Origin of the sequence: Actinoplanes sp. CA-252034, from assembly GCF_050956125.1 — a bacterium.
In the GTDB taxonomy this organism is placed as follows: Bacteria; Actinomycetota; Actinomycetes; order Mycobacteriales; family Micromonosporaceae; genus Actinoplanes.
Genome location: NZ_CP191846.1, coordinates 6084744 through 6100337, shown reverse-complemented (window position 1 = coordinate 6100337; position 15594 = coordinate 6084744). Strand labels below are relative to the sequence as shown.

Annotated in this window: 16 protein-coding genes and 1 pseudogene; 9 read left to right on the top strand and 8 right to left on the bottom strand. The window is 71.8% G+C overall.

Annotated features, from left to right (window positions below; translation table 11 throughout):
* Positions 1-198 precede the first annotated feature (198 nt).
* Together oxc and ACQPZW_RS28155 are read left to right on the top strand one after the other, a co-directional pair.
* The gene (oxc, locus tag ACQPZW_RS28160; protein WP_433789037.1) at positions 199-1932 is read left to right on the top strand and encodes an oxalyl-CoA decarboxylase; all 1734 of its coding nucleotides are present in this window, start codon (positions 199-201) and stop codon (positions 1930-1932) included.
* Positions 1933-2006: 74 nt separating this feature from the next.
* A complete protein-coding gene (locus tag ACQPZW_RS28155; protein WP_433789036.1) occupies positions 2007-3368 on the top strand; it encodes an NAD-dependent succinate-semialdehyde dehydrogenase in 1362 nt (453 codons plus the stop codon).
* A gap of 34 nt (positions 3369-3402) precedes the next feature.
* Here ACQPZW_RS28155 and ACQPZW_RS28150 read toward each other — a convergent pair whose 3' ends face one another.
* The 4 genes and pseudogenes from ACQPZW_RS28150 to ACQPZW_RS28135 form a co-directional block, all read right to left on the bottom strand.
* Positions 3403-4137, bottom strand: coding sequence for a GntR family transcriptional regulator (locus tag ACQPZW_RS28150; protein WP_433789035.1), 735 nt, complete (start codon positions 4135-4137; stop codon positions 3403-3405).
* A gap of 79 nt (positions 4138-4216) precedes the next feature.
* Positions 4217-5902 carry a glyoxylate carboligase gene (gene gcl / locus ACQPZW_RS28145; RefSeq protein WP_433789034.1) on the bottom strand — a complete coding sequence of 562 codons (1686 nt, stop codon included), beginning with the start codon at positions 5900-5902 and terminating at the stop codon, positions 4217-4219.
* A gap of 22 nt (positions 5903-5924) precedes the next feature.
* A pseudogene (locus tag ACQPZW_RS28140) lies at positions 5925-6928 on the bottom strand (2-dehydropantoate 2-reductase).
* 136 nt (positions 6929-7064) lie between these two features.
* Positions 7065-7556, bottom strand: coding sequence for a CAP domain-containing protein (locus ACQPZW_RS28135; RefSeq protein ID WP_433789033.1), 492 nt, complete (start codon positions 7554-7556; stop codon positions 7065-7067).
* 205 nt (positions 7557-7761) lie between these two features.
* On the opposite strand from ACQPZW_RS28135, the gene ACQPZW_RS28130 reads away from it, so the two are divergent.
* The 3 genes from ACQPZW_RS28130 (at position 7762) to ACQPZW_RS28120 (ending at position 9454) form a co-directional block, all read left to right on the top strand.
* Positions 7762-8415, top strand: coding sequence for a hypothetical protein (locus ACQPZW_RS28130; protein ID WP_433789032.1), 654 nt, complete (start codon positions 7762-7764; stop codon positions 8413-8415).
* A 56-nt stretch (positions 8416-8471) separates the two neighbouring features.
* Positions 8472-8912 carry an SRPBCC family protein gene (locus ACQPZW_RS28125; protein WP_433789031.1) on the top strand — a complete coding sequence of 147 codons (441 nt, stop codon included), beginning with the start codon at positions 8472-8474 and terminating at the stop codon, positions 8910-8912.
* Positions 8913-9061: 149 nt separating this feature from the next.
* Positions 9062-9454 carry an AAA family ATPase gene (locus ACQPZW_RS28120; RefSeq protein ID WP_433789030.1) on the top strand — a complete coding sequence of 131 codons (393 nt, stop codon included), beginning with the start codon at positions 9062-9064 and terminating at the stop codon, positions 9452-9454.
* 113 nt (positions 9455-9567) lie between these two features.
* Here ACQPZW_RS28120 and ACQPZW_RS28115 read toward each other — a convergent pair whose 3' ends face one another.
* Complete coding sequence (locus ACQPZW_RS28115) at positions 9568-9933, bottom strand: YciI family protein (RefSeq protein ID WP_433789029.1); 366 nt, start codon at positions 9931-9933, stop codon at positions 9568-9570.
* 57 nt (positions 9934-9990) lie between these two features.
* Here ACQPZW_RS28115 and ACQPZW_RS28110 point away from each other — a divergent pair, with 57 nt between their 5' ends.
* Positions 9991-10344, top strand: coding sequence for a hypothetical protein (locus ACQPZW_RS28110; protein ID WP_433789028.1), 354 nt, complete (start codon positions 9991-9993; stop codon positions 10342-10344).
* A gap of 185 nt (positions 10345-10529) precedes the next feature.
* Here the strand turns inward: ACQPZW_RS28110 and ACQPZW_RS28105 are convergent, their stop codons facing one another.
* Positions 10530-10898, bottom strand: a complete 369-nt coding sequence (locus ACQPZW_RS28105; protein ID WP_433789027.1) for a YciI family protein — start codon at positions 10896-10898, stop codon at positions 10530-10532.
* Positions 10899-11005: 107 nt separating this feature from the next.
* On the opposite strand from ACQPZW_RS28105, the gene ACQPZW_RS28100 reads away from it, so the two are divergent.
* Positions 11006-13321 (top strand): hypothetical protein, encoded by a 2316-nt coding sequence (locus tag ACQPZW_RS28100; RefSeq protein ID WP_433789026.1) that lies wholly within the window; start codon positions 11006-11008, stop codon positions 13319-13321.
* A 44-nt stretch (positions 13322-13365) separates the two neighbouring features.
* On the top strand, positions 13366-13767 hold the full coding sequence (locus ACQPZW_RS28095; RefSeq protein WP_433789025.1) for a PRC-barrel domain-containing protein: 402 nt from the start codon (positions 13366-13368) through the stop codon (positions 13765-13767).
* A gap of 5 nt (positions 13768-13772) precedes the next feature.
* Here the strand turns inward: ACQPZW_RS28095 and ACQPZW_RS28090 are convergent, their stop codons facing one another.
* Positions 13773-14129 (bottom strand): winged helix-turn-helix transcriptional regulator, encoded by a 357-nt coding sequence (locus tag ACQPZW_RS28090; RefSeq protein WP_433789024.1) that lies wholly within the window; start codon positions 14127-14129, stop codon positions 13773-13775.
* Between the two features lie 71 nt (positions 14130-14200).
* Between ACQPZW_RS28090 and ACQPZW_RS28085 the strand changes: the two genes are divergently transcribed.
* Entirely contained in the window at positions 14201-15064 is an 864-nt protein-coding gene (locus tag ACQPZW_RS28085; protein WP_433789023.1) for an alpha/beta hydrolase, read from the top strand.
* On the opposite strand, the gene ACQPZW_RS28080 is transcribed toward ACQPZW_RS28085, so the two are convergent.
* On the bottom strand, positions 15044-15508 hold the full coding sequence (locus ACQPZW_RS28080) for a hypothetical protein (protein ID WP_433789022.1): 465 nt from the start codon (positions 15506-15508) through the stop codon (positions 15044-15046). The genes ACQPZW_RS28085 and ACQPZW_RS28080 overlap by 21 nt on opposite strands.
* Positions 15509-15594: the final 86 nt, after the last annotated feature.

Here is a 15594-nt window from a genome sequence, read left to right as displayed (position 1 = left end):
CCGTAAACCCGGCGACAGTGCCTGTCCGGCACCTTCGAGGATACAGACTTCGGTATACAATAAACGATCTAGTGACCAAAGCCACCGTCGCCGAAACGTCCGCCCCACCCCTGGACACTCCGGCGCTCCATGGTTCACGATTATTGCCTACCCCATACGGTATGCAATATCGCGTCACCATGATGGAGGGCTCGGATCATGACCATCGCTTCACTCCGGGAATCAGAAGCCGGCGACGCCGTCGATGCCAGACTCACCGACGGCATCCACCTGGTCGTCGATGCGCTCAAGCTCAACGAGGTCGAGGCCGTCTACGGCGTCGTCGGCATCCCCATCACCGATCTGGCCCGCCTGGCGCAGGCGTCCGGGATCCGCTACGTGGGCTTCCGGCACGAGAGCGCCGCCGGGCACGCCGCGGCCGCGGCCGGCTTCCTCACCGGGAGACCGGGAATCTGCCTGACAGTGTCCGCCCCGGGCTTCCTCAACGGACTCGTCGCCCTGGCCAACGCCACCGTCAACTGCTTCCCGATGGTGCAGATCTCCGGATCCAGCGAGCGGCACCTGGTCGACCTGCAGCGTGGCGACTACGAGGAGATGGACCAGCTGGCGGCGGCCCGGCAGTTCTGCAAGGCGGCGTACCGGGTGCACCGCGCGCAGGACATCGGCCGTGGGGTGGCCCGCGCCATCCGGACCGCGCTGTCGGGACGGCCCGGCGGCGTCTACCTCGACATCCCGGCCGCGGTCCTCGGCGAGGTCATCGACGCCGACCTGGGCGCGGCGTCACTGTGGCGCGTCGTCGACCCGGCGCCTCGGCAGGTGCCCGGCACCGAGGCGCTCGACCGGGCCATCGAGCTGCTCGCCGGCGCCCGGCGGCCCCTCGTCGTGCTCGGCAAGGGCGCCGCGTACGCCCGGGCCGACGAGGAGATCCGCCGGTTCGTCGAGCGAACCGGTGTGCCGTACCTCCCGATGTCCATGGCCAAAGGCCTGCTGCCCGACGACCACCCGCAGTCGGTGGCCAGCACCCGGTCGCTCGCCCTGCGCCGGGCCGACGTCGTGATGCTCGTCGGCGCCCGGCTGAACTGGCTGCTCGGCCACGGCGACGCCCCGCAGTGGAACCCCGACGTCAAGTTCATCCAGGTCGACATCGCCGGCGCCGAGCTGGACAGCAACCAGCCGATCGCGGCGCCGCTCGTCGGGGACGTCGGCTCGGTCATGCAGGCGCTGATCGAGCGGACCGAGCCCGGCAGGATCGCGGTTCCGGTCCCGTGGCGCGACGAGCTGTCGGCCCGTTCGGCGGACAACGTCGCCAAGATGTCCCGGCGACTCGAGGCTGCCGAGACCGCCCATCCGATGAAGTTCCTGGGCGCGCTGCAGGCCATCCGGGACGTGCTGCGGGAGAACCCGCGGGCCTACGTGGTCAACGAGGGTGCCAACGCGCTGGACCTGGCCCGCAACACGATCGGGATGCAGGTGCCGCGGCACCGGCTGGACAGCGGCACCTGGGGCGTGATGGGCATCGGCCTGGGCTTCGCGATCGCCGCCGCGGTCGAGAGCGGGGACCCGGTCGTGGCCATCGAGGGTGACAGCGCGTTCGGGTTCAGCGGCATGGAGCTGGAGACGATCTGCCGCTACGACCTGCCCATCGTCACGGTCGTGCTCAATAACAGCGGCGTCTACCGGGGCGACGCCGCGGCATCGGCGTCCGGCGATCCGGCGCCGACCGCCCTGCAGGCCCGGCACGACCTGATGATCGCCGCGTTCGGTGGCCGGGGCTACCGGGCCACGACCCCGGAGGAGGTCGCCGCGGCCCTGCGCGAAGCCCTGGCCCTGGGCAAGCCGGCCCTCGTCGACTGTGTCATCGACCCCGCCGACGGCACCGAGAGCGGCAACATCGCCCACCTCAACCCGAAGGGCATCACCGTCCAGCGGTGACCTCGACCGGCAGGCCGGGCGGCTCGCGGACGCGGGCCGCCCGGCGATCCGTGGCTACAGGACGGAGACACCCGATGTACACGATTACCGACCCCGCGACCGGCGAACTGATCGAGAAGATCGAGAACGCGACCGACGACGAGATCCAGCAGGCCATCGATCGCGTCCACCGTGGTTACCCGTCGTGGCGCCGCCGGCCGCTCACCGAGCGGGCCGCGATCGTGGCACGCGCCGCGGACCTGTTCGCCGCGCGCGCCGACGAGCTCGCGGCGACGATGACCCGGGAGATGGGCAAGCGGATCAACGAGGGCCGCGGCGAGATCGGCGTCGTCGTCGACATCTTCCGGTACTACGCCGACAACGCGGCCACCCTGCTCGCCGACGAGCCACTGGAGATCAGCGGCGGCGCGGCGGTCATCACCAGGAACCCGATCGGCCCGCTGCTCGGCATCATGCCGTGGAACTTTCCCTGTTACCAGGTCGCCAGGTTCGTCGCGCCGAACCTGGTGCTCGGCAACACGATCCTTCTCAAGCACGCCTCGATCTGTCCCCGCTCGGCGCTCGCCATCGAGCGGATCCTGCACGAGGCCGGGGTGCCCGTGGACGCGTACGTCAACATCTTCGCCGCGAGCGGCCAGATCCCCCGGATGCTCGCCGACCCTCGCATCCAGGGGGTCTCCCTGACCGGCAGCGAGCGGGCCGGCATCGCGGTCGCCGCCGAGGCCGGGAGGAACCTCAAGAAGGCGGTCCTGGAGCTCGGCGGCTCCGACCCGCTGATCGTCCTGGACACCGACGACATGGATCAGACGGTACGGGCCACCGCCACCGCCCGGATGCGCAACTGCGGCCAGTCCTGCAACGCCCCCAAACGGATGATCGTGCTCGCCGACGTCTACGACGAGTTCGTCGACCGGCTCACGAGACACGTGGCCGGGACCTTCGTCCCGGGCGACCCCGCCGACCCCGCGACGAGACTGCCACCCCTGGCCTCGGTCGCCGCGGCCGACGAGGTGGCCGCCCAGATCGACACGGCGGTACGGCAGGGCGCGACGCTGCGTACCGGTGGCCGCCGGGTCGACGGGCCGGGCGCGTACCTCGAGGCGACCGTGCTCACCGACGTGACGCCGGACATGGACGCCTACTACGAGGAGATCTTCGGGCCCGTCGTGCTGGTCTTCCGCGCGGAGTCCGAGCAGGAGGCGATCGCGATCGCCAACGACTCGCCGTTCGGCCTCGGCGCCAGCGTCTGGGGCACGGATCCGGATCGGCTACGCCGGGTCGCCGGGCAGATCGAGGCCGGCATGGTCTACCTCAACAGCGCCGGCGGGTCACAGGCCGACCTGCCCTTCGGCGGGATCAAGCGCTCCGGGATGGGCCGTGAGCTGGGTGCGGCCGGCATCGAGGAGTTCATGAACAAGAAGTCGATCCGGCTGTGACGAGAGCGGCCGGGCCCACGCGGGCCCGGCCGATTCACTCGCCGGCTTCCCTGCGTCGCTGGTGGTAGGACTCCCGCGTGCGCTCGGTGTGCTTGCGCATCAGCTCGCCGGCCCGCCGCGCGTTCCCCTCGGCGATCACGTCGATCATGACGGCGTGCTCGTCCCACGCCTCCCGGCCCCGGGAGCGGGCGATCGGCGAGTAATACCACCGCACCCGCCGGTCCACCATGGCGATCAGCTGGGCCAGCACCTTGTTGCCGGACATCTCCACCAGGTGCGCGTGCAGCGCCGCGTTGGCCTCGACCAGGGCCACCTGGCTGTCCTCGCTGAGCGCCTGCTCGCCGGCGCGCTGCAGCTCACGGAGCCGCTCGACCTGCTCGGGCGTGGCGTTCTTGGCGGCCAGCCGCGCTGACTCCGCCTCGAGCAGGGTCCGGGTGGCGAGGAGCTGGTCGGCCTCCTCCTCGGTGGGCACGTGCACGAAGGCGCCGAGGGCGGGCCGCAGGTCGACCCAGCCCTCGTTGTGCAGCCGCTGCAGGGCCTCCCGGACGGGCTGGCGGCTCACGCCGAGGTGGGCGGCCAGCTCGTTCTCCACGAGGTGCTCGCCGGGCTGCAACTCCCGATTGATGATCATCTCGGCCAGGGCGTCGTAGACCGCCTGCCGCAGCGGTGCGGGCCGCTCCAGGGGCGGGCGCGCAGCCCGGGCCCCGCCCAGTGACCGTCGTCCGCCGTTGGCGCCGGCCGGCGAGGTCGCGGCACTCCGATCGGTCATGGGTTACCTCCGGCTACGAGAAGCGATCGGGCTATAGCATACAGTCGCCGAGATGCAATGACGGATCGGCCATGAGGTCCTACTCGAACTCCTTCACCGCGGCGATCGACAGCCCGTGCGCGGTGTTCGCCTCGCGCTCGATCATCACCTCGACCAGCACCGGGCGGCTCGTACGCCGGGCCTCCTTGCTCGCCCAGGCCAGCGCGTCGGCGATCTCGCCCGGCTCGAGCACCCGGCGACCGGAGCACCCGTACGCCTCCATGATCTTGACGTTGTCGGTGCCGTGCCGGTCGTAGTGGATGTCCACCTCGTAGTTCATGTCGTAGCCGATCTCGGCCTGACGGATCAGGCCCAGGTACTCGTTATTCAGCATGACCAGCACGAACGGTATGTCGTACTGGGCGGCGACGGCGAGCTCCTCGACCAGGAACTGGAACGAGTAGTCGCCGACCACGCCCACCACCTCGGCGTCCGGGCGGGCCGACCTGACCCCGATCGCCGCCGGGATCTCCCAGCCCAGCGGGCCGGCCTGACCGCAGACCTGGTAATGCCGCGGCTTGAACACCCGCTGGAACTGCCCGGACCAGATCTGGTAGAGCCCGATGGCGGTGACGAAGTAGGTGTCCGGGCCGAAGAACTCATTGATCTCCCGGAACACCCGGGGCGCCTTGATCGGGACGGCGTCGAAGTCGTCCCGGCGGCCCAGCGTCTCGCGCAGCGTGCGGACCCGGGCGATCCAGTCGCCCCGGTCGGGCCGCACGTCCCGTCGCCGGGCCGCGTCGAGCAGCGCCGCGAGGAACGGCCCCGCGTCCGACACCACGCCGAGGTCCGGGCCGAACACCCGCCCGAGCTGGGTCGGCTCGATGTCGACGTGGATGAACCTCCGCTCGCCGCGGTAGGTCTCCAGGTCACCGGTGTGCCGGTCGCCGAAGCGGGCGCCGACCGCGAGGACCAGGTCCGACTCCAGGAAGGACGCGTTGCCCCAGCGCTGGGTGGTCTGGATGCCGGTCGTCCCGGCGAACAGATCGTGGTCCTCCGGCAGCGCGCCCTTGCCCATCAGGGTCACCTGGACCGGGACGCCCAGAGCCTCGGCGACCTCCCGCAGCAGGTCGGTGGCCTCGCCGATGATCACGCCGCCGCCGGCCAGGATCAGCGGGCGCTCGGCGGCCAGCAGCATGTCGAGGGCCCGCTCCACGCGCGGCGGGTGCGGCTCGACCCGGGGGACCGGCAGCGGCGCGTCGATCGAGGCGTCCCACTCGATCTCCTGCCGGGCCACGTCGACCGGCAGGTCGATCAGCACCGGGCCCGGCCGGCCGGAGCGTGCGATCCGGAACGCCTCGCGGAAGATCCACGGCGCCTGGGCGGCCTCCTTGACCTGCACCGCCCACTTCGTCACCGGCTTGGCGATCGCCACGATGTCGACCGCCTGGAACGCCTCCTGGTGCAGCTTGGCGGTGGGCGCCTGGCCGGTGATGCAGACCATCGGGATCGAGTCGGCGTGCGCCGTGTACAACCCGGTGATCATGTTGGTCCCGGCCGGCCCGGACGTGCCGATGGCCACGCCGACCCGGCCGTTGGTGCGGGCCCAGCCGTCGGCCATGTGGGTGGCGCCCTCCTCGTGCCGGACGATCAGGTGCCGGATCTCACTGCGCTGCAGCGCGGCGTAGAGCGGAAGGATGGCGGCGCCCGGGCAGCCGAACGCGATGTCCACGCCCTCCGACGCGAGCACCGAGACGACCGCGTCCATGCAGGGAATCTTGGCCATGGATCTCTGACCTCCGTATTGCTCAGGCCGGGCTCGGCGTGGGAACGATCGGTGTACGGCGGGCCATCGTCCTGGCCAGCAGGTCGGTCGCGGCATACACGGTCCGCAGTGTCGGAGCCGGTGCGCCGGTGATGTCGGCCATCTCGACCACGGCCGCGACCACGGCGTCGAGCTCCAGCTGCTTGCCGGCTTCGAGGTCCTGCAGCATCGAGGTCTTGTGGTGGCCGACCCGCCGGGCGCCGTCGAGGCGCCGGGCGATCGAGATCTCCGGGGTGCTGCCCACCCGGGCCGCGATGTCGAGGGTCTCCTCCATCATCAGCTCGACCACCCGGCGGGTCCCGGCGCTCTCGCAGATCTCGACCATGGTGGCCCGGGTGAGCGCGCTGATCGGGTTGAGCGAGACGTTGCCCATCAGCTTGATCCAGATGTCGTCGCGCAGCCGCGGTTCGACCGGGCACTTCAGGCCGCCGTCGATCATCGCCTCGCTGAACCGGAGGCACCGCTGCGACACCGTCCCGTCCGGCTCGCCGATGGAGAAGCGGGTGCCCTCCAGGTGCTGGATGACCCCGGGTGACTTGATGACGGTCGCCGGATACACCACGCAGCCGACCGCCCGCTCCGGCGCCATCACGGCCGAGGTCGCGCCGTCCGGGTCCACCGCCTCGATCCGGTGACCCTCGTACGGTCCGGGAAGCCGGTGGAAATACCACCACGGGATGCCGTTCTGCCCGGCGACGAGAGCGGTGTCGTCGCCGAGCAGGGGAGCGAGCAGGGGACCCGCCGAGGCGTACGAATGCGCCTTGAGACCGAGGAACACGTAGTCGACCGGCCCGACCTCGGCCGGATCGTCGGTGGCGTGCGGACGGGCGGAGAAGTCTCCCCGGGGCTGAGCACCCGTACCCCGTAGGACCGCAGCGCGGCCAGGTGCGCCCCGCGGGCGATCAGATGGACGTCGACTCCGGCCCGGCACAGCGCGGCGCCGACATAGGCCCCGATGGCACCGGCTCCGAGCACTGCAACTCGCATGGGCTACCCCCTGCTCGCACGCGCCTCTGTATGCGTTATGGGGAGTACAGTATGCAATCGCTCGAGGGCTGACAACCCTCGAAGACACGACGACGCCCCGGCCGCTGATCGGCCGGGGCGTCGTCGCGCAACAGGGTCAGTACCCGAAGTCCTGCGTGTAGTACGGGGTGCCGCTCGCGGACAGGACCACGCCGACACCGACCGACTTCGACTTGCAGTTGACGATGTTGGCCCGGTGGCCGGGGCTGCGCATCCAGCCCTCGACCACGGACGCGGCGGTCTGGAAGCCCCACGCGATGTTCTCGGCGGACGGCTGGCCGTAGCCGGTGGCGCGGGCCCGGGCGACGAACGACGAGCCGCCGCCGCCGGTGTGCGAGAACGTGCCGGTCTTCGCCATCCACGCGCTGTGCCCGCGGGCGGCGGCGGTCAGCTGGCTGTTCACCTTGAGGGCGCCACAGCCCTGCTTGGTGCGCTCGATGTTGGTGAGCCGGTTGACCTCGGTCTGCAGCGCCTGCTCCGAAGCCTTCGCCGGTGCGGCCTCGGCCGGGGTCGCGATCATCGTCATGGCGCCGGCGGCGGCGGGGGCGAGGAGGGCGGTCACGGCGAGGCGGCGAAGAAGCTGGCGCAAGAGCAGACCCTTTCGGTGGTACGGGGCCCGCGTCTCGGGCTCACCGTTGATTTCGGCTCGCCTCCCGCCCCGGTGATGGCCAACACGGTGCGTGACGGTCTCCGTCCGGTTGCCGGGAAATCTGGGACCGAATATTGATTGGGAACGTTCCCGGTGTACCGTGCCGTCGGACATCGATCGTCATTTAAGACAATTTGGAGTTACCGTGAGTGCTGACGGTGCGCCCCGAGCGAAGTGGCTGCTCGCCGTGGCCGGAGTAGTGCTCGCGATCGTCGTCGCCGTCCTGGCGGTGGTCTACCGGGCCGTGGTCGGGGACGACGACGGCCCGCAGTTCGCGCCGGTGCAGGTGGCCGAGGGCTTCCCGCCGGTGCTCCCGCCCTCGTTCGAGGGCCCGTCAGCCGCCACGTCCGCTCCGCGCCCGCCGAAGCTCTCCCCGTCGTCGTCGCGTGAGCCGTCCCGCGTGGCCGGCCCGGCGCGCGGCAAGCCGATCACCGACTACTCGGCGTGCTCCACCGGCCGGACGGTGATCTTCAAGGCCACCTTCGCCGAGGTGTTCGCCTACCGGCACGTCTTCATCGACACCGACGCCGACCCGAAGACCGGCTTCGCGGTGCCGGAGAGCGGGAGCGGCTTCGGCGCCGACTTCATGATCGAGAACGATGTGCTCTACCGCTCGACCGGCACGGACTGGGCCTGGGCCGAAGTCGAGGGGGTCACCCCGCTGGCCGGCGCGACCGGGCTCACCTACCGCTGGCAGTTGCAGCCCGGCTACGGCGTCGGCGACGTCGTCTTCAGCGGCTCCGACGGCGAGACGACCGAGGAGCTGTACACCCCGGTCGTCCCGGTCAGAGGCTGCTGAGGACCGGACACGTACCTCTGGTTCCGGCGCCTCCGGCGAAATGCTTCGATAGGTGCATGACCACGCGTATCGTCAGCGCCACCCGGGAGGTCGACGCTCCCGCCGAGCGGATCTTCGAGCTCATCGCCGACCCATCGCTGCAGCCCGGCTGGGACGGCAACGACAACCTCACCTCGGCCGACGCCGGCCAGCGGGTCCACGCCGTCGGCGACGTCTTCGTCATGACGATCACCACCGGCGACGTACGGGAGAACCACATCGTCGAGTTCGAGGAGGGCCGCCGCATCGCGTGGAAGCCGTCCGAGGTCGGCAAGGACACCCCCGGCCATCTGTGGCGGTGGGAGCTGGAACCGCTCGGCCCTGCCCGGACCCGGGTCACCCACACCTTCGACTGGAGCGGCTTGACCGACGATCGCCGCATCATCCGGGCCCAGGCCAACACCCGGGAGGCGCTGCTGGGCTCGATCGACCGGCTCGCCGCCCTCGCACAGACGTAGGACGGGCAGCCGTGCTGCGGCAGGCGCCCGCACCCGCCGGGGCTCCGGGGCGAAGGTCCGCCCGCGCCCGGCCCGGTACCGTGGGCGGATGGCCAGGGTCCTGGTGACCGGCATGTCCGGCACGGGGTAAGAGCACGGTTCTCGGCGAGTTGCAGAGGCGCGGGCACCTGACGGTCGACACCGACTTCGGTGGCTGGGAGCTCCCCGGCGGCGGCTGGGACGAGCCACGCATGGACGCGCTGCTGTCCGCCCACGACGACCTGATCGTGTCCGGGACGGTCGACAATCAGGGCCGCTTCTACGACCGCTTCCACCACGTCGTGCTCCTGAGCGCGCCCTTGCCGGTGCTCCTGCGCCGGGTCACCGACCGGGCCAATCCCTACGGCCGTACACCCGGGCAGCGAGCCGAGATCGCCGAGTACGTCCGGACCGTCGAGCCGCTCCTGCGGCGCGGCGCCACCGTCGAGCTCGACGGCCGCCGTCCGGTGGCCGACCTGGCCGACGCGATAGAACGCCTGGTCACAGCACCCGACGCCAGGTAGTCGACCTCGCCGTCACGGCCCAGCGTCCAGTCACGGCGGCCGTCAGATAGTCGATCTCGCCGTCACGGCCCAGCGGCCGTATCGGTGGTCGATCTCGCCGTCGCGGCGGGCGGTCAGTCGAGGAGCAACGGCCGGATCTCGGTCCAGCCGTCCGCCACCGGGATCATCCGCCCGATCCAGACGGCGTGGTCGAGGTCCGAGGCCTCCACGATGAAATAGCCGGCGAGGGCGTGCGGGCCCCCGGCCAGGGAGCCCTCGACCACGGTGTTGTCGCGGACCGAGATCGCCGTCGAGGCGGGGCGCATGGCGTTGCCCGCGAGGATCCGCCCGCCCGTCTCGGCGATCTGCCGTGGCAGCCGCAGGTGCGCCTCGACCACCGTGGGCGAGGCCGCCCGCAGGCCGTCGGGCACCTCCCGCTCATAGATCAAGATCATGAACTGCGGCAGAGCCGACTGCTTCTCCGGCGAGACCACGCCCACCCCCGCTGGTCCTCGGTGACGACCGGCCGACCCTAGCAACCCACGTACGATGCGCGGGTGCAGCGCATCGAGGTCGGTGAGGACTCCTTCACCCTGACGCGGACCACCGAGCCGCGGTTCTCCGTCTTCGGCAACGAGGTGAGCCCCGCCCACACCTCCGTCATCGAGCAGTCGTGGGACGAGGTCCACCGGATCGGGCTGACGAAGGTCCACTGGGATCCGGCGGGCGAGCCGCAGGCGTGCCTGGTGATCGACCTGACCTACGGCGAGTTCTTCGAGATCACCGACGACGCCGAGGGCTTCGACACGGCGGTGCGCGAACTGTGCCGGCAGGCCGGGGTGCCGGTCCCCGACTACCACGACCTGCCCGACGAGGGCGTGGACATCCTGCCGTACCCGGCCGGGGAATGACGCCTGCCGATCTCGCCCGCATCGTGAACCAGCGCGCGCACGTCGGCCACGAACTGCTGATGCCGCCCGGCGTCGGCGCCGTCGGTGACGGCCGAGGGTGGATCCGGCCGGCGCGATAGACCCCGACGGGCGGGCGGCCGGCGCCAGCCTCCGGGAGATCCGGCAGCAGACCGGCCGCTGAGCCGTCACCGGCCGGCGTCGCGGACCATCGCGTCCCTCTCCGGGCTGTCGCCCAGCTCGCGAACCTCCTGCGCGCAACGGCAGGCCGCCGCGATCCGGGCGGCCCAGACAAGCGCCTCCTCCCGGGCGGGCACGTCGACGACCACGAACCCGCCGACGACCTCCTTGGTCTCCGGGAACGGCCCGTCGGTGACCAGCCCGTCGACACCCACGATCGCGGCCCGCTGACGGTCCAGCCCGCCACCGAACACGAACACACCCGCGTCCGCCGCGTCCTGGACCACCGCCTGGGCCGCCTTGCCCACCTCCGGAAGCTCCTCGGCGGTGATGTGGTCCATCGCGCCCTCGTTGAACGAGATCAGGTACTTGGCCATCGCATGACTCCTCGTCCCGGCGGCCCCGTCGGCCGCCCGTCACCCACTCCACGATCGGCAGTGGCCGGATCCGACAGGCTGTCGTACCCCGGTTCTAGGGTGTCGCCATGCTCACGGGGATCGACGAGGTCGACTGGTCGCGGTATGAGGGTGCCTACGGGCCGGCAGAGGACGCGGGAGAGATCCTGCGGGCGATCGCCGATCCGGACCCGTCGACCGCGGGGGAGGGCCGGGAGGAGCTCCACTCGACGATCTGGCATCAGGGGACCGTCTATGCGGTGACGGTCGCGGCCGTGCCGTTCCTGGTCGAGCTCGCCACCACCGACGGCGTTCACGAGCGGGCCGAGCTGCTGCACACCATCGGCGGGCTCAGCGATCCCGAGCATGCCTTCGGCGCGGAGCAGGAGGCGGTCCGGGCGGCGATCGTGGCACGTCTCGATCTGCTGGCGGGGCGGCTCGGCGACCCTGATCCGGCGGTCCGGGCGGCTGCCGCCGACGCGGTCGGGCGTTGCGCACCCGATGCCGGCGCGCTACGGGTCCGCTGGGAGGTGGAGACCGACCCGGTGGTCCGGGCCGTGCTGCTGACGGCGATCGCACGGCACGGGCACATCGACCTGCTGCGTACGGCCGCGCTCACGGAGGGTGGTCCGGTGCCGGCGGCCGCGGGTCTGGCGTACGCCCGCTCGGGTCTCGCCCTGCCCCCGGAGACCGTGGCGCCGATCGCGGCCTCGATCGCCGCCGGTGACGGCCGGACCATCGGGGAGATCCTGCGGCTGCTCGACGCGTCGTCGGCCGGGGCGCTCGGCGAGGCTCTGGCGACCGCGGACGCCCCGGCCGGCCGGCTGCTGCTGGCGCGTGCCCTGACCGGCCGGTTCCACGCGAGCCGCGCGGCGCGGTGGGAGCTGATGCCGCTGTTGCGCCGCCTGCTGAACGACCCGGAGGAGACCGTCGTCGCGGCAGCCGCCGACGCCGCCGTGCACGCCGGTCCCGCCGCCGCGGCGGTCGCGGACGACCTGGCCCGGCTCGCGGCGAGCCCGGCCGGCCGCGCCCCGGGCAGTCGCCGCCCCTCGGACCGCAGCGGTGGCATCTTGAGCGGCAGTGGGGGCGTTTTCGATCGCGGTGGGCTGCCGTCCTTTCCGCAGCCGGCGGCCGATGCGTTGTCGGTGCTGGTCCGGCTCGGGGATCCACGCTGGCGGGACCCACTGCTCGCCGCCTGGGAGGCCGGCTTCCAGACGTCCGCGGACCCGCTGCTCGCCGCCTACGCGCCGGCTTTCGACCCGGTCGCCCTGGCGGGTGTCCGACGGCGGATCCGCGCTCTGCTCGACGCCGGGGTGACCGGCAACCCGGTCATCCACGCGGTGCTGGCGCTGACCGGCTGGGGCCCGGACGCGGCGCCCGCGATCCCGGAGCTGATCGCCGCCCTGCCGGTCGCCGACGCCGCGACGTGCACGGTGCTGGCCGCGATCGGTCCCGCCGCGCACGAGGCGCTTCCCGCGCTGCGCGAGACCGGCGACATCCGGGCCGGGCACGCGGTGTGGAAGCTGACCGGTGACGCGGGTCCCCTTGTCACGGCCGCGGCCGACGCTCTGGACCGATGGCCGCTCGACCGTCTCACCTACGAGCTGGGGATGGTCGCCGATGCCGGCGAGGCCGCCGCCCCGCTGGCCGGCCGATTGCGAGCCGCGTCCGCCGATGCGGGTGCGGCGGGTGGTCCGTTGCGGGGCGCCAGCGCCGGCGCCGATGCGGGTGCGGCGGGTGGTGAGTCGCGGGGGGCCGACGCCGGCGCCGATGCGGGTGCGGCGGGTGGTGCGTTGCAGGTGGCTGCCGGTGCCGATGCGGGTTCGGCGGATAGTGCGGTGTGGGTGGCTGCCGGTGGTGCCGATGCGGGGTCGGCCGGCGGTGGGGTGTGGGTGCCGGAGGTGGGCGTCGATGCCCGGCTGGCCGCGGCGCGGGTGGTGTGGCGGGCCACCGGGGACCCGGCGGTCGTGCTTCCGGCGATCGAGGCGGCGCTGGCCGCCGACGGGTGGAGCGTGGCCCGGGCCGCGCGGGTGGCGGCCGAGGTGGCGCCCGCCGCCGGTCATCTGCGTCCGGCGCTGCGGAAGGCGCTCGCGGAGCCGCGGGACGCCCCCGACGCGGCGCGGGCGCTGTGGCGGCACGGCGAGGATCCGGCGTCGCTGGTCGAGCCGCTGCTGGCCGCGGTCACCCACCAGCACAGCGGGCCGGATGCGGTGGACCTGCTGGTCGAGATGGATGCCCGTTCCGCCTCGCCGGGGCTGGCGGCGCTGGCCGGGCAGGACGGGCGGCTCGTCACCGGCGGCTCGTGGACCGAGATGGTGTGGGACGACGAGAGGCTTCGCGCTCGTCTGCGGGCGGCTGTCGACGCGCTTTCCGACAACGGTACGCGGAGCCCGTACCCGGAATGAAAGGCTTTAAAAGGGGTAACGCGTCAGATAGGGAGGTGACTGTGATGGGAGAGCCTGTCGGCACGCTGACGGCATTGAGCGACACCAATCAGCTGGTCGCCGACCCGGCCCTGGATGTCCGGGGCCGGTCGGTGATCGACAGCAGTGGGGAGAAGATCGGCACGGTTGCGGATCTGCTCGTCGACACCACGACGAATCACGTGCGGTTCCTGCGCGTGGAGCACGGCGGCGTTCTCGGTTTCGGGGCGCAGTCGACGTTCATCCCGGTCGAGTCGATCGCACGGGTGACCGAGGACGAGGTGTATGTGTCGTCGTCGAAGGATCACGTCGCCGGTGGCCCGGGTACGACCCGGACCTGGTCGACCAGCGTGACTACTACGACAAGATCTACGGTCACTACGGGCACGAGCCGGTGGTGGCGCGCGGGTCGACGTATCCGGGACTGACCGGGTTACCCGGTAGCCCCGGGCTGCCGCCGGTCCGCTGACTCGACCGCCCAGGCGCAGATCGCCGCGAGTGGTTCCTGCAGCGTCTTGCCGAGGGCGGTGAGTGAGTACTCGACGTGCTGCGGCGGATCCGGTTTGAGGACCCGCCGCAGCACGAGGCCGTCGTCCTCCATGTCACGCAGTGTCTCGGTGAGCACTTTCTGACTGATCCCGGCGACCCGGCGGCGCAGCTCGGCGTGCCGTTGCGGCCCGGCCAGCAGCGCGTAGACGATCAGCACCCGCCACTTGGAGGCCATCCTCTCGAGGGCCTGGCGGGTGGCGCAGCTCTCCTCCAGCACGTCCGGAATGACCAGCGCCATCATCGACCTCCCCGGAAGGGCACCTCGAAGTGCCTTCTGTCCCGCCGCGGCGGGGTGCGCCTAACGTCGCAGACATGCTGACACACATCACTTTCGACGTTGACGGCCTCACCCTCGCCGGCGACCTGAGGGTGGCCGGCGACGGTGCACCCGCGGTCGTGCTCACCGGGCCGTTCACCGGGGTGAAAGAGCAGGTCACCGGGGTGTACGCGGCACGCCTGCACGAGCGTGGCATCACCACTCTGGCGTTCGACCATCGCGGGTTCGGGCAGAGCGGGGGACGGCGCGCGCACGAGGACAGCCAGGGCAAACTCGCCGACCTGCGGGCCGCGGTGAGCGTGCTGGCCGCGCATCCGGCGGTCGACGCGGGGCGGATCGGCGTCGTCGGGATCTGTCTCGGGGGCGGCTACGCGGTCCGGGCGGCGGCCGGTGATCCGCGGCTGCGGGCGGTCGCCGGGATCGCGGGCGCCTACAACAGCCCGGCCCGGTTCGCCGCCGGCGATCCGGACGGCTATCGGCGGGCGCTCGCGTCGTTCATCGAGCGCTGGGACGACGAGTTGCCGGCGGTGGCGCCGGGTGGCGCGCCCGCGGCGATGGGCGGCGACGAGCCGTACGAGTACTACGGCACCGCCCGGTCGAAGGCCGAGCACTGGGAGAACCGGGTCACCCACGGCTCCCTGCACGCGCTGATGACCTTCGACGCTCTCGGTGCGGCCCCGCTGCTGTCGGCGACGCCGCTGCTCGTGGTGCACGGGCGCAAGGACGACTACTGCTCGCCGGAATTGGCCGAGGCCCTGCACGACCGGGCGACCGGTCCGAAGCGGCTGCACTGGCTCGACGCCGGCCGGCACATCGACCTGTACGACGTCGAGCCGTTCGTGTCGCAGGCGGCCGATGAGACCGCTGCGTTCCTGCGGTCAGTTCTCGACGACAGGTGACGGGGACAGGTCGATGCGCTTGTCGCCCTCGCCGTCGCGGTCCACGTTGTAGACGACGTAGCCGGTGGTGCTCCACCCACCCCGGCGCGACGACTCCCGGTAGGCCGCCTCGCAGGTGAACAGGGCGCTGTCGTCGGTGTTCACCCGCCGGGTCAGGTCACACGAGCCCTGTGCCATCGACAGGCCGCCCTGCCGCAGGTCGAAGTGAACCTCGAGCAGGTCGAACTTGCGGTGCCCGTCGGTGGTGTCGTCGCCGCCGTGCTCCCACGACACACCCGCGTACGCCCCGCGGGTCGGCGAACCGTGATAGATGCACAGCCGTACCCGGAAGTCGGTGTTGAAGCCGGGTGTGTCGAATTCGATGTCGCGGTGCGCGCTGCACGTCGTGTCGGCCAGCGCGGGTGATCCGGTGACCGCGACGCCCGCCGCCGCAAGTGCTGTCACCAGTGCGAATGCTGTTCCTTTCATGATTTTCACCCCCCGGGTAATCATCGCCCCGAGGCGGGGGCCGAGGGGGCGGCTTGGGGGAG

What these genes read in the sequence shown, in the direction of transcription:
- ACQPZW_RS28105 (WP_433789027.1), bottom strand. Translation starts at nt 10,898, where the DNA reads ATGGCCAAGTACCTGATCTCGTTCAACGAGGGCGCGATGGACCACATC.
- ACQPZW_RS28095 (WP_433789025.1), top strand. Translation starts at nt 13,366, where the DNA reads ATGGGAGAGCCTGTCGGCACGCTGACGGCATTGAGCGACACCAATCAG.
- oxc (WP_433789037.1), top strand. Translation starts at nt 199, where the DNA reads ATGACCATCGCTTCACTCCGGGAATCAGAAGCCGGCGACGCCGTCGAT.
- ACQPZW_RS28150 (WP_433789035.1), bottom strand. Translation starts at nt 4,137, where the DNA reads ATGACCGATCGGAGTGCCGCGACCTCGCCGGCCGGCGCCAACGGCGGA.
- ACQPZW_RS28125 (WP_433789031.1), top strand. Translation starts at nt 8,472, where the DNA reads ATGACCACGCGTATCGTCAGCGCCACCCGGGAGGTCGACGCTCCCGCC.
- ACQPZW_RS28100 (WP_433789026.1), top strand. Translation starts at nt 11,006, where the DNA reads ATGCTCACGGGGATCGACGAGGTCGACTGGTCGCGGTATGAGGGTGCC.
- ACQPZW_RS28155 (WP_433789036.1), top strand. Translation starts at nt 2,007, where the DNA reads ATGTACACGATTACCGACCCCGCGACCGGCGAACTGATCGAGAAGATC.
- ACQPZW_RS28090 (WP_433789024.1), bottom strand. Translation starts at nt 14,129, where the DNA reads ATGATGGCGCTGGTCATTCCGGACGTGCTGGAGGAGAGCTGCGCCACC.
- gcl (WP_433789034.1), bottom strand. Translation starts at nt 5,902, where the DNA reads ATGGCCAAGATTCCCTGCATGGACGCGGTCGTCTCGGTGCTCGCGTCG.
- ACQPZW_RS28085 (WP_433789023.1), top strand. Translation starts at nt 14,201, where the DNA reads ATGCTGACACACATCACTTTCGACGTTGACGGCCTCACCCTCGCCGGC.